Genomic DNA, 12,666 nt, shown 5'->3' with positions numbered 1-12,666 from the left:
ACTGTGCCTTGCCCTTGCAGGGATGCGGCGGGATAATACGCGCCCGTTGCAACCCGTATTCCCCCTCACACAGGTGACAGACGAGTGAACGAACGCAAGCGAGAGCGTCCTGACGACTATTTCAAAGACTGGAAAGAGCGCGAGGCGCTGGCCGAAGGCATGATCCCCCTCGTGGGTGAGCTGTCCCGCCGCAAGAATGTGAAGTGCTACATCTACGGCAAGTCGCTGGTCAACCAGTCAGTCACCCAGATTATGAAGGACCACCGCTATGTGCGGCAGGTAGAGGAAAACGAGCTCTCCGAGTTCGAAACCTTCCCGATCATCAAGTCGCTGTCTGCACTGGACCTCGGCCCGGCGCATATCGATATCGGCCGGCTCGCGGTGCAGTACTACGACAAGGGCGAGGGTGCCGGCCTCAGCGTCGACGATTACGTTCGCCAGGAAGTCGCGGACCTGATCGGCGCGCGTCCGGAGCCCGGGCACGCCCCGGTTGATGTCGTGCTGTACGGGTTCGGCCGCATCGGGCGGCTTATGGCGCGTATCCTGATTGACAAGACAGACGGCGGCGAGTCGCTGCGCCTGCGTGCGGTGGTCGTACGCAAGGGCTCTGCCCCCGATGACCTGGTCAAGCGTGCCAGCCTGCTGCGCCGCGACTCGGTACACGGCGCCTTCGATGGCACTATCCGTGTGGATGAGGAGCGCCAGTCCTTTGTTGCCAACGGCAACGAGGTGAAGGTGATTTACGCCGATTCGCCCGATAGCATCGACTACACGGAATACGGCATCAACAATGCCATTGTGGTCGACAACACCGGCGTCTGGCGTGACCAGGAAGGCCTGTCGCGGCACCTGCAGTCCAAGGGGGTCGCCAAAGTCATCCTCACCGCACCTGGCAAGGGCGACATGAAGAACGTGGTCGCCGGCATCAACAATGACATGATTGACGCTGCGGACACGATCATTTCCGCCGCGTCCTGCACCACCAACGCCATTGTGCCCCCGCTCAAGGCGATGGATGATCGCTATGGCATCATCAGCGGTCACGTGGAAACCGTGCACGCCTATACCAACGACCAGAACCTTATCGATAACTACCACAAGGCCGATCGCCGCGGGCGCAGCGCGCCGCTGAACATGGTGATCACCGAAACCGGTGCCGCCAAGGCGGTGGCCAAGGTGCTGCCGCAACTCGCGGGCAAGCTTACCGGCAACGCGATTCGCGTACCCATTCCCAACGTGTCCATGGCTATTCTCAACCTGACACTGGGGCGCGCCACCACCAAGGAAGAAGTCAACGAGTACATGCGCCACATGGCCCTGCACTCCACCATGCGCAAGCAAATCGACTACTCCAACTCGCCCGAGGTGGTATCCAGCGATTTCGTCGGCTCGCGCCACGCCTGCATCTTTGACGCCCAGGCGACCATCGTCAACGGCACGCAGGCCGTGCTGTACCTGTGGTACGACAACGAGTTCGGCTATAGCTGCCAGGTGTATCGCATCCTTGAGCAGGTATCCGGCATACGCTACGCCCGCTACCCCAGGAATTCCTGAGGCCCGCGGCGGGGTGCCGCACGCATGTGTGGAAACAGCGTGAAGTGCGGCTTGCGCAGTGGTGTTTTGGCGCAGGCTTCCGTTATAATGCGCGCGGCCCGGGACAGGGTGGCTGCGCTTGATTCCTCCGGCCCGGCAAGGTGCATGGAAAGCCTTGCGCCTCGCCGCTGCCAGCTGTGGAGCACAGGCTTCACACACGGCTCTGGCCGCCACAAATACTGACGAACCTGTAGGCAGATCGTATGATCAAGATCAAGCGGGGCATGGATATTCCCATCCAGGGCGCCCCCCAGCAAACGATTGAAGAAGCTTCTCCGGCGCGTGCTGTGGCGCTGGTGGGCCCGGATTACGTCGGTATGAAACCGACCATGGAAGTGGCAGAGGGCGACCGGGTAAAGGCCGGCCAACTGCTCTTCACCGACAAGAAGACCGCAGGCGTTCGTTACACGGCACCTGCCGGTGGCGTAGTGGCCGCCATCAACCGCGGCGCGCGCCGCGCCCTGCAGTCGGTGGTGATCGAGGTGGAGGGCGATGCCTCCGAGAGTTTCACTGCCTACAGTGCCGACGAAGCGCGCAAGCTGGGCAGCGAGACCATTCGCGAACACCTCAACAACGCGGGACAGTGGACCGCACTGCGCACCCGTCCGTTCAGCCGCGTGCCGGCCCTGGACGCCGAGGCGGCGGCGATTTTCATTACCGCGATCGATACCCATCCGCTCGCGGCCGATCCGTCAGTGGTCATTGCAGCGGAGCCCGACGCTTTCGCCCTGGGGCAGGACATCCTCGCCCAGCTCACGACCGGTACGGTTTACCTGTGCGCAGCCCCCGGTGCCAACCTGCCCACAGGTCAAGCACAAAACATACAGCTGGCGGAGTTCGGCGGACCGCACCCTGCGGGCCTTGCGGGTACACATATCCATTTCCTCGAGGGCGGCGTCACGGCGACCAAGGTTGTCTGGACCATTGGCTACCAGGACGTGATTGCCGTCGGTCGCCTGTTCCTCGACGGTGCCATTTACACCTCGCGCGTGATCGCGCTGAGCGGGCCGCAGGTGGTCAAGCCGCGGTTGCTGCGCACGCGCATGGGTGCCGACCTCCAGGCCCTGTGTGCCGGCGAAACAAAAGATGGCGACAACCGGGTCATTTCCGGTTCGGTGCTTGGCGGCCGTCGCGTACAGGCGCCGACAGCCTATCTGGGGCGCTACCACAACCAGGTCTCCGTGCTGCTTGAGGGCCGTCAGCGGGCCTTCATGGGCTGGCTGTCACCCGGCGTGGAAAAACATTCCAATCTGGGCATCTACCTCAGCAGCCTGTTTGGCCTCAAGCCCCTGGCCATGACGACCACCACCAATGGCAGCCAGCGTGCCATGGTGCCGGTGGGCACCTATGAAACGGTGGTGCCGCAGGATTATCTCCCCACGCACCTGTTGCGGGCGCTGATTGTAGGTGACACCGAGACAGCCCAGTCGCTGGGTTGCCTCGACCTCGACGAAGAAGATCTGGCGCTGTGCACCTACGTGTGCCCCGGCAAGTATGAGTACGGTCCCATTTTGCGGGACAACCTGACACGCATCGAGAAGGAGGGTTAGACCGTGGGACTGCGCAAGATCCTTGACGGTGTTGAGCACCACTTTGAAGAGGGGGGACGCTTCAAGCAGTGGTATCCGCTCTACGAAGCGGTGGATACCATTTTCTATTCGCCCTCCTCGGTAACGCGGAGCACGGCACATGTTCGCGACGGTGTGGACCTGAAGCGGATCATGATCACGGTCTGGTTCGCCACGTTCCCGGCCATGTTCTACGGCATGTACAACCTGGGGTTCCAGGCAAACGACATCCTCGCCGCCACGGGCGGATCGGTGGACGGCTGGCGCGGCAGCCTCATTGCCGCCTTCGGTGGCTACGACGCGTCCAGTCTCTGGGACTGCTTTTTCTTCGGCGCGCTGTACTTTCTGCCCATTTATGCCACCACCTTCCTGGTCGGCGGCTTCTGGGAAGTGTTGTTCGCCATGAAGCGCGGCCATGAGGTGAACGAGGGCTTCTTCGTCACTTCGATACTCTTTGCCCTGATCTGCCCGCCGGATGTGCCCCTGTGGCAGGTGGCCCTGGGTATCAGCTTCGGTGTGGTTATCGGCAAGGAAGTGTTCGGCGGTACCGGCAAGAACTTCCTTAATCCTGCCCTCACAGGGCGGGCTTTCCTCTACTTCGCCTATCCGGCGCAGATGTCCGGCGACGGCGTGTGGACGGCGGTCGATGGCTATACCGGTGCCACGCCACTGTCGATTGTGGCGTCTGACGGAATTTCCGGGCTCGCCCAGGAACAGATCACCTGGATGCAGGCGTTTGTAGGCAATATCCACGGTTCCATTGGTGAAACATCAACCTTGGCGATTCTCATCGGTGGCGCCGTATTGATGCTGATGCGTATCGCTTCCTGGCGCATTGTGGCCGGTGTGTTCCTCGGCATGGTCGCACTGTCCTCGCTGTTCAACCTGATTGGTTCCGAGACCAACCCGATGTTCAACATGCCGTTCTACTGGCATCTGGTGGTGGGTGGTTTCGCCTTCGGCATGATGTTCATGGCCACTGACCCGGTGTCTGCCGCCTACACCAACACCGGCAAGTTTGCCTACGGCATACTGATCGGTGTGATGTGTGTGCTGATCCGCGTGGTCAACCCGGCCTTTCCTGAAGGCATCATGCTGGCCATCCTGTTTGCCAATCTGTTTGCGCCGCTGATGGACCATTTCGTGATCCAGTCAAACATCAAACGGAGGCTTGCCCGTGTCTAAGAATGACGGCATCAGTAAGACCCTGCTGGTCGCCTTCGCGCTGTGTATTGTGTGTTCCGTGGTGGTCTCAACCGCCGCGGTGATGCTCAAGCCCGCGCAGGAAGCGAACAAAACACTGGACCGCAAACGCAATATCCTTGCCGCCGCCGGTATGCTTGATGAAGAGCGCTCCATTGAGGAGCAGTTCGCGCAGGTGAAAACCCGCGTGGTGGACCTGCGCAGCGGCGAGTTCACCGATGCAGTTGACCCCGCCAGCTATGAGCAGATTAAAGCGGCGAAAGAGCCCGACCGCTCCACAGATTTGAGCAAGTCGGAAGATATTGCCGGCATCGGCAGCCGCGAACACTACGCACTGGTCTATCTGGTTGAGGGCAGTGGTGGTGATATCGACAAGCTGATCCTGCCGGTGCGCGGCTACGGCCTCTGGTCGACCCTCTACGGCTTCATCGCACTGGAGTCGGATGCCAACACCGTCGCGGGGCTTGGCTTCTACGAGCACGGTGAAACACCCGGTTTGGGCGGTGAAGTGGACAACCCGCGCTGGAAGGCACAGTGGCCGGGCAAGAAAGTCTACCGCGATGGGGAAGTCGCCCTTTCGCTGGCGAAAGGCAGCGTCGATCCCGGCAGCTCCGATGCGCCCTGGCGCGTCGATGGCCTGTCCGGCGCCACGCTGACATCGCGTGGCGTCACGCAACTGGTTCACTTCTGGCTCGGCGAGCAGGGTTATGAACCGTTCCTCAATAACCTGAAAGCAGGGGAGGCCTGAGATGTCAGCGGTTAAGGACACCCTCATTACGCCCATTTTCAAGAACAACCCCATTGCCCTGCAGATCCTCGGCATCTGCTCGGCGCTGGCCGTCACCTCGTCTCTGCAGGTCACGGTTGTGATGTGTATTGCGCTGACGCTGGTTACCGCCTTTTCCAACCTGTTCATCTCAGCGATACGCACCCAGATTCCGGGTAGTATTCGCATCATCGTGCAGATGACGGTGATTGCGTCCTTGGTAATTGTGGTTGACCAGGTGCTGAAAGCAGTCGCCTACGACATCAGCAAGCAACTCTCGGTGTTTGTTGGCCTGATTATCACCAACTGTATCGTGATGGGGCGCGCGGAAGCGTTCGCGATGAAGAACCCGCCGCTGCCCAGCTTCTTCGATGGCATCGGCAATGGGCTTGGGTACAGTACGGTTCTGCTTGCGGTGGCATTCGTGCGCGAGCTGTTTGGCTCTGGCAAGTTGTTTGGCATGGAAGTACTGCCCCTGGTTACCGAAGGTGGCTGGTACAACCCGAACGGGCTTTTGCTGCTGCCGCCCAGTGCGTTCTTCCTGATTGGTGGTTTTATCTGGATTCTGCGTAGCGTGGACAAGAAGCAGGTTGAAGAGCCCGACTTCCGCATGGCGAAGCATACGGCAGCCGAGGAGGGCGCGTAATGGAACAGTACCTGAGCCTGTTTATTCGGGCCGTGTTTATTGAAAACATGGCGCTGGCCTTCTTTCTCGGCATGTGTACTTTCCTCGCTATCTCCAAGAAGGTGCAGGCGGCGATTGGCCTCGGCATCGCCGTCATCGTGGTGCTCACCATCACCGTGCCGGTCAACAACCTGATCTACAACTACCTGCTCGCCGACGGCGCGCTGGCGTGGGCGGGTCTGCCTGACGTTGACCTGAGCTTCCTGGGGCTGCTCTCGTACATTGGCGTGATTGCGGCCATTGTCCAGATCATGGAGATGTTCCTCGACAAGTATGTCCCGGTTCTGTACAACGCGCTCGGCGTGTTCCTGCCCTTGATTACAGTAAACTGTGCGATTCTGGGTGCGGCGCTGTTCATGGTGGAACGCGACTATACCTTTGGTGAAAGCGTGGTCTTTGGTGCCGGTGCCGGTGTCGGCTGGGCGCTGGCGATTGTGGCGCTTGCGGGTATCCGCGAAAAGCTCAAGTACAGTGATGTGCCCGATGGCCTGCAGGGCCTTGGCATCACCTTCATCACGGTAGGGCTGATGTCTCTCGGCTTTATGTCTTTCGGTGGTATGAATCTCTAGGCGGAAGTGCTGTTATGAACCTGACGATCATCCTCGGTGTTACCATGTTCACGGCGATCGTGCTCGCCCTGGTCGCCATCATCCTGAGTGCACGCTCACGCCTGGTTAGCAGTGGCGAAGTCGCCATTGAAATCAACGGCGAGAAAACCATTCACGTCCCCGCGGGTGGCAAGTTGCTGCAGACGCTCTCCGAGAGCGGACTGTTCCTGCCCTCTGCCTGCGGCGGCGGCGGCACCTGTGCGCAGTGCAAATGCATCATCACCGAGGGCGGCGGTGCCATGTTGCCCACGGAAGAGGGGCATTTCACCAAGCGCGATGCGCAGGAAGGCTGGCGCCTGAGCTGTCAGACCGCCGTCAAGCAGGACATGAAAATCGAAGTGCCGGAGGAAGTCTTCGGCGTGAAGCAGTGGGAGTGCACGGTAGAGAGCAACCCCAACGTTGCTACTTTCATCAAGGAGCTGACACTCAAACTGCCTGAAGGGGAGAACGTCGATTTCCGTGCCGGCGGTTACGTGCAGCTGGAATGTCCACCGCACCTTGTGAAATACAAGGATTTCGATATCGACGAGGAGTACCGTGGCGACTGGGAGCGGTTCGGTTTCTTCAAGCTGGAATCCAAGGTAGAGGAAACCACCATCCGCGCCTATTCGATGGCCAACTACCCTGAAGAGCGCGGCCTGGTTAAATTCAATATTCGTATCGCCACGCCCCCCCCCGGCAGTGAAGGTATCCCGCCCGGTATCATGTCGTCCTGGGTCTTTAACCTGAAGCCCGGTGACAAGGTGAAGGTGTACGGTCCCTTCGGCGAGTTCTTCGCCAAGGACACAGACGCCGAGATGATCTTTATCGGCGGTGGCGCAGGTATGGCGCCCATGCGCTCGCACCTGTTCGACCAGCTCAAGCGCCTGCACAGCAAGCGCAAGATTTCCTTCTGGTACGGCGCCCGCTCGCTGCGCGAAATGTTCTACGTGGAAGACTACGACCAGCTCGCCGCGGAAAACGATAACTTCGAATGGCACGTTGCTCTCTCGGACCCGCAGCCAGAAGACAACTGGGATGGCCTGACCGGGTTCATCCACAATGTGCTGTACGAAGAGTACCTCAAGGACCACCCCGCGCCTGAAGATTGCGAGTTTTACATGTGCGGTCCGCCAATGATGAACGCCGCTGTCGTGCGCATGCTGACGGATATGGGCGTTGAGCCGGAAAATATCCTGCTGGACGACTTCGGCGGGTGATGCACCGCCACGCGCTCAGTGAAAGCCACTCTTCGGGGTGGCTTTTTTGTAGGCCAGTCTGCTTTCTGTTGGCCGGCATACTGCTGCTCGCCGCGTGTTCGCAGCCCGACTCCGGCGTAGCCCTGTCCGGCGCTACCATGGGCACGACCTGGCACGTGACCTACCTGCCGGGCCCACAGACAGCACCACCGGAACAGGTGCAGGCAAGCCTGGAAGGCCTGTTGGTGAGCGTGAATGACAGTATGTCCACCTGGCAGGTTGACTCGGAAATCAGCCGCTTCAACCGCGGTGTCGTCGGTAGCTGGGTGCCCGTGTCCGGCCACTTCGCACGCGTTATGGCCGAGGCTCTGCGCATCGGCGAGCGCTCCGGTGGTGCCTATGATGTCACCGTGGGGCCGCTGGTCGAACTCTGGGGCTTTGGCCCTGTCCAACCCCGTATGGAGTTGCCGCAGACCAGCGCTATTGACGCCGCCCGCAACCGTGTCGGTCAACAGTTCATCGAATTCGATGGCGAGTTGCAACGCCTGCGCCGCCTGCGCAAGGTAGAACTGGATCTGTCCTCCATCGCCAAGGGCTACGCTGTCGATGTGCTGGCGAATGCGCTGAGCGAACAGGGTATCGACAGCTTTCTGGTTGAAGTGGGCGGTGAGATGCGCGTTGCCGGCAGCAGCCCGCGGGGCGACGCCTGGCGCATCGCCGTGGAGCGGCCCGAGCCCGGCGCGCGAGCCGTTGCCCTGGGTATTGCACTGGAAGATATCGCCGTGGCCACCTCGGGCGACTACCGCAACTACTTCGAGCTGGAGGGGCGGCGCTACTCTCACAGTATCGACCCGCGAACCGGCTACCCGGTGGCACACGATCTGGTTTCTGTCACCGTGTTGGCGGACGACTGCATGACCGCAGACGGCTGGGCCACTGCCCTCACAGTACTCGGCGCCGATGAAGCGTTGGCGCTGGCAGAAGCCGAGGGGCTGGCCGTCTATTTGATGCGACGCGACGGTGAGCGTATTGTGCCGCTGTACTCCAGCGCGTTTGCGCCGTGGCTGGAACAGAGCACCCCGACCCAATAGCGGCTACGGGCCGCGAGGAATAAAGTGATGACCGAATTTCTGCTGGCAGCTGTCTTCATGGCGATCGTCATGGGTATCATGGCCGTGGGTGTGATCATGGGCCGCGGGCCCATCAAGGGGTCCTGCGGCGGCATGGGCGCACTGGGTTTCGACACCGCCTGCGACATCTGTGGCGGCGACCCCGGCCGCTGTGAAAAGGAAACCCGTAACGGCAAAGCAGGCGACGAGGACACCGATCCGCGTTTCTATTCGGCTGATCGCTGACACCGACACACCTGCAGGTAACTCCCCTGGGCCTTCACTACGCTATTTTCGTCGGCTTGCGCTACAGCTTCAGTCGCCGACGTAATCGCTTTGCCAGTGTTATCGCCACGGCATCCATGCTGGGCATGGTGTTGGGTGTGGCTAGCCTGATTACGGTGCTCTCCATAATGAACGGCTTTGCCGGCGAGCTGCGCGAGCGCATTCTCGCCCTGGTGCCTCACGGGTTTGTGGTAGCAGAGGAAGGGCGTGTTGACGGCTGGACACAGCTTGCAGGCCAACTTGCCGCGCAACCGGATGTGCTTGCGGTTGCGCCCTATCTGGCGGACAAGGTTATTCTCGCGAACCGCGGCACAGCACGCGGCGCCAATCTCACCGCAATCGATGTTGAACGTCAGGCCGGGGTGTCTGGCGTAGGTGAAGCCATGGTGGCAGGGACGCTGGCTGAACTCGAGCAGCAGCCTTTCAGCATTGTGCTGGGTGCGGCTCTGGCGCGCGGGCTCGGGGTTGCCCCGGGTGATAGCATCGACGTGACCCTGCCGAGCCTTACGGTGACGCCACTGGGCACATTCCCGCGCAGCAAGCGTTTGAATGTGGTCGGCCTGTTTGCCGTAAATGCCCAGCCCGATAGCTATCAGGCCTATGTTTCCCTGGCGACTGGCCAGCGGCTGTTCGGCGCCGGTGACACGGTTGATGGCTTGCAGCTGCGCACCGCCGACCTGATGACGGCACCGCAGCAGCTGGCGGCGCTGGCGGCTGGCTTGCCACCCGGTGTGCAGGTCCGCGACTGGACGCAAACCCAGGGTAGCCTGTTTCGTGCGGTGAAAATGGAGAAAATCATGGTGGGTCTGCTCTTGCTCAGTGTCGTTGCCGTGGCGGCGTTCAATATCGTGTCCACACTGGTGATGGCCGTAGCGGAAAAGCGCGGCGATATCGCGGTACTGCGCACCATGGGCGCGCGCTCAGGGGAAATCATGGCGATTTTTCTGGCCCATGGCCTGGGGCTGGCCTGTACCGGCATCGGCGTGGGCGCCGTGCTGGGCGTGGCGCTGGCGAGCCACATCGCCCGCCTGACGGCGTCGCTGGAGCAGTGGTTTGGCGTCAAGCTGTTCGATCCCTCAGTGTATTTTATCAGTGAACTACCGGCTCGCCTGCAGGGCCAGGATGTGGCGGCGGTGATTGTGGCCTCGCTGTTGTTGAGCCTGCTGGCGAGCGTCTATCCCGCCTGGCGGGCTTCGCGCATCGCGCCCGCCGAGGTGCTGCGTTATGAATGACGCGCTGGTATTGCGCTGCGAACAGTTGGGCCGGGTGTACCGGGACGGCAGCCGTGAAGTCCAGGTGCTCAATGGTGTGGAGCTGGCGCTGCGCGAGGGCGAAAAAATTGCCATCGTGGGCGCATCAGGTTCCGGCAAGTCGACCCTGCTGAACCTCTTGGGTGGCCTGGACTCGCCAACCCGGGGGCGGGTAATGATTCGCGGCCAGGACCTGGCAGCGTTGGGCGAGCGCGCGCTCTGCCGCTGGCGCAATCAGCACCTGGGCTTTGTCTACCAGTTTCACCACCTGCTGCCGGAGTTCGACGCGCGCGAAAACGTCGCCATGCCGCTGTTGATCGGCGGGGCGGGGCGGCGTAGCGCCTGGCAGGCTGCGGAGGCGGTTCTGGCGCAGGTCGGCATGCAGCATCGTCTGCAGCACCGCCCGGGGGAGATGTCGGGCGGTGAGCGCCAGCGTGTCGCCATTGCACGGGCGCTGGTCACCCAGCCTGACTGTGTGCTGATGGACGAGCCCACCGGAAACCTGGATCCGGAATCCGCCGAACAGGTGCTGGCACTGATTGATTCCCTGAGTGCGGCCAGCACCGGCTTTATTGTGGTTACGCATGACCCGCGCATAGCACAGCGCATGGACCGCACGCTGGAGTTGCGCCAGGGCGCGCTGCTGGAGCAGGCCCTTGCGCCTGCGTGATCAGGGGCGTATCGCCCTGCGCTACAGTTTCGCCTTCGGGCGCGGGTACCTGTCGACGTTTCTGGCGTCCCTGTCGGCGCTGGGGCTGATTCTGGCGATCGGCCTGCTGGTTGCCGTGCTGTCGGTGATGAATGGTTTTGACAAGGAGATGCGCGAGCGGATTCTTGCACTGGTGCCGCACATTACGGTGTATGGCACAGACCCGCTGGTGGATTGGCAGCCGGTCGCCAGCGCCCTGGCGGCGCGCCCGGAGGTGCAATCAGTGCAGCCCTTTGTCCAGTTTGATGCCCTGTTCGTGCGCGGGCGGGATATCGAAACCGGTATCGGTATGGGGCTGCCGGCCGCGCAAACTGACGGACTGCTCGCCGCACTCGACCCGGCGCTGCAGCAGCGCTTCAACGAGGCATCAAGCGGGCTGCTGTTAGGCAGCGGCCTGGCCGCCCGCCTCGGTGCAAAACCGGGGGATTCACTCACCCTGATCGTTCCCGGCAGCGATAGCAGCAACCCGGCGGCAACCCGGTTTGCGGCCGTCACCTTGCTCGGCCTGTTTGCCACCGGTACGGAGCTGGACGAGTCCGCCGCGGTGATCAGCCTGGAGTTGGCATCCGAGTTGGCAGGGCTGGCGGGGGCCGTGAGCGGCATGCAGTTGCGGGTTGATGATCTATTCAACGTGCACGGTCTGGGCTGGTCGCTGTTGGCAGATTTGCCACCGGGCTATTACACCACCAACTGGATGATGACGCACGGCAACCTGTATTCCGCCATACAGCTCTCTCGCGACCTGGTGAGTATCCTGCTGTTCTCCATTATCGGCGTGGCGGCCTTCAACGTGGTGTCGTCGCTGGTGCTGGTGGTTTTCGACAAGCAGGGCGATATCGCGATTCTTCGTACCCTGGGTGCCTCCGGCAGCGACATTACCGGTATCTTCCTCCTCCAGGGAGCCATGATCGGCGTACTGGGCGCGGTGCTTGGCAGTGTATTTGGCGTCTTGCTGAGCCTGGGCATTCCGCAACTGGTCGCGGGGCTGGAGCATGTGCTGGGCATTCGCTTTCTCAGCACCGACGTCTACCCGGTGTCGTTCCTGCCGGTGGAAATACTCGCGTCGGATGTGCTTTGGGTGTCGCTGTTGGCGTTCACTCTTTGCGTTCTGGCCGCGCTGTATCCGGCGCGCCGGGCGGCTCGTCTTGCGCCGGCACAGATTCTTCACCAGGAGCGTGTATAACACGCTGCGCCCTTCGCGCCTGGCGCTTGCGCCAGTGGTGGCCCACACGCCAGCGCCACAACAGGCTGACCGCCGTATAGCCGAGAGAACCGAACAACAGCCCCGACAACAGGCTGCCCACCAGTAACGGCTTCCAGATCATCTCGATACGGTCGGTGATCCAGGCCGCGCTGAGCTCGAACTCCAGTACGTGCACTGGCGCGTCTATCAACAAAGCGCCCACCCGGTAGGACAGATAGAACATCGCCGGCATGGTTAGCGGATTGGTGATCCACACCAGCGCCACGGACATGGGCAGGTTGCAGCGCAACAGTACCGCGAGTACGGCGGCCACCAGCATTTGCCCGGGAATGGGTAGAAACGCGACAAATACACCCACGAAAAAGGCCATCGACGCGGAAAAGCGGTTGATGTGCCACAGGTTGGGCTGGTAGATCCAGTCGCCCAGCACCCGCAAGCTGTCGATGCGGCGTATGCGGGTGGGCGAGGGCAGCCACTGTTTGAGGGTCTTTCGGGGCATGTGGCAATC

At 61.6% G+C, this 12,666-nt stretch carries 13 protein-coding genes; 12 read left to right on the top strand and 1 reads right to left on the bottom strand.

Annotated features, from left to right (window positions below; translation table 11 throughout):
* Window positions 1-84 precede the first annotated feature (84 nt).
* The 12 genes from G533_RS0107770 to G533_RS0107710 all read left to right on the top strand — a co-directional run bounded on the left by G533_RS0107770 (window position 85) and on the right by G533_RS0107710 (window position 12,137).
* The gene (locus G533_RS0107770; RefSeq protein ID WP_027949466.1) at window positions 85-1,554 is read left to right on the top strand and encodes a glyceraldehyde-3-phosphate dehydrogenase; all 1,470 of its coding nucleotides are present in this window, start codon (window positions 85-87) and stop codon (window positions 1,552-1,554) included.
* A gap of 242 nt (window positions 1,555-1,796) precedes the next feature.
* A complete protein-coding gene (locus tag G533_RS0107760) occupies window positions 1,797-3,143 on the top strand; it encodes a Na(+)-translocating NADH-quinone reductase subunit A (protein ID WP_027949465.1) in 1,347 nt (448 codons plus the stop codon).
* 3 nt (window positions 3,144-3,146) lie between these two features.
* Complete coding sequence (locus tag G533_RS0107755; protein WP_027949464.1) at window positions 3,147-4,346, top strand: NADH:ubiquinone reductase (Na(+)-transporting) subunit B; 1,200 nt, start codon at window positions 3,147-3,149, stop codon at window positions 4,344-4,346.
* The gene (locus G533_RS0107750) at window positions 4,339-5,112 is read left to right on the top strand and encodes a Na(+)-translocating NADH-quinone reductase subunit C (protein ID WP_027949463.1); all 774 of its coding nucleotides are present in this window, start codon (window positions 4,339-4,341) and stop codon (window positions 5,110-5,112) included. Before G533_RS0107755 ends, G533_RS0107750 begins: the two co-directional genes overlap by 8 nt.
* A 1-nt stretch (window position 5,113) precedes the next feature.
* On the top strand, window positions 5,114-5,776 hold the full coding sequence (locus tag G533_RS0107745) for an NADH:ubiquinone reductase (Na(+)-transporting) subunit D (RefSeq protein ID WP_027949462.1): 663 nt from the start codon (window positions 5,114-5,116) through the stop codon (window positions 5,774-5,776).
* The gene (gene nqrE, locus G533_RS0107740) at window positions 5,776-6,384 is read left to right on the top strand and encodes an NADH:ubiquinone reductase (Na(+)-transporting) subunit E (protein ID WP_027949461.1); all 609 of its coding nucleotides are present in this window, start codon (window positions 5,776-5,778) and stop codon (window positions 6,382-6,384) included. Before G533_RS0107745 ends, nqrE begins: the two co-directional genes overlap by 1 nt.
* A gap of 14 nt (window positions 6,385-6,398) precedes the next feature.
* On the top strand, window positions 6,399-7,622 hold the full coding sequence (gene nqrF / locus G533_RS0107735; RefSeq protein WP_027949460.1) for an NADH:ubiquinone reductase (Na(+)-transporting) subunit F: 1,224 nt from the start codon (window positions 6,399-6,401) through the stop codon (window positions 7,620-7,622).
* Between the two features lie 137 nt (window positions 7,623-7,759).
* Window positions 7,760-8,692, top strand: coding sequence for an FAD:protein FMN transferase (locus G533_RS0107730; RefSeq protein ID WP_205622581.1), 933 nt, complete (start codon window positions 7,760-7,762; stop codon window positions 8,690-8,692).
* A gap of 27 nt (window positions 8,693-8,719) precedes the next feature.
* Window positions 8,720-8,956 carry a (Na+)-NQR maturation NqrM gene (gene nqrM, locus G533_RS0107725; RefSeq protein ID WP_027949458.1) on the top strand — a complete coding sequence of 79 codons (237 nt, stop codon included), beginning with the start codon at window positions 8,720-8,722 and terminating at the stop codon, window positions 8,954-8,956.
* A gap of 56 nt (window positions 8,957-9,012) precedes the next feature.
* Entirely contained in the window at window positions 9,013-10,227 is a 1,215-nt protein-coding gene (locus tag G533_RS0107720) for a lipoprotein-releasing ABC transporter permease subunit (RefSeq protein ID WP_338035396.1), read from the top strand.
* Window positions 10,220-10,915 carry an ABC transporter ATP-binding protein gene (locus tag G533_RS0107715; RefSeq protein WP_027949456.1) on the top strand — a complete coding sequence of 232 codons (696 nt, stop codon included), beginning with the start codon at window positions 10,220-10,222 and terminating at the stop codon, window positions 10,913-10,915. Before G533_RS0107720 ends, G533_RS0107715 begins: the two co-directional genes overlap by 8 nt.
* Window positions 10,902-12,137, top strand: a complete 1,236-nt coding sequence (locus tag G533_RS0107710; protein WP_027949455.1) for an FtsX-like permease family protein — start codon at window positions 10,902-10,904, stop codon at window positions 12,135-12,137. The genes G533_RS0107715 and G533_RS0107710 overlap by 14 nt, the downstream gene beginning before the upstream one ends.
* Here the strand turns inward: G533_RS0107710 and G533_RS21080 are convergent.
* Window positions 12,049-12,657 (bottom strand): DUF2062 domain-containing protein, encoded by a 609-nt coding sequence (locus G533_RS21080; RefSeq protein ID WP_084638871.1) that lies wholly within the window; start codon window positions 12,655-12,657, stop codon window positions 12,049-12,051. The genes G533_RS0107710 and G533_RS21080 overlap by 89 nt on opposite strands.
* Window positions 12,658-12,666 lie beyond the last annotated feature (9 nt).

Origin of the sequence: Haliea salexigens DSM 19537, assembly GCF_000423125.1 — a bacterium.
Lineage (GTDB): Bacteria > Pseudomonadota > Gammaproteobacteria > Pseudomonadales > Halieaceae > Haliea > Haliea salexigens.
This window is presented reverse-complemented; position numbering and strand designations above follow the sequence as displayed.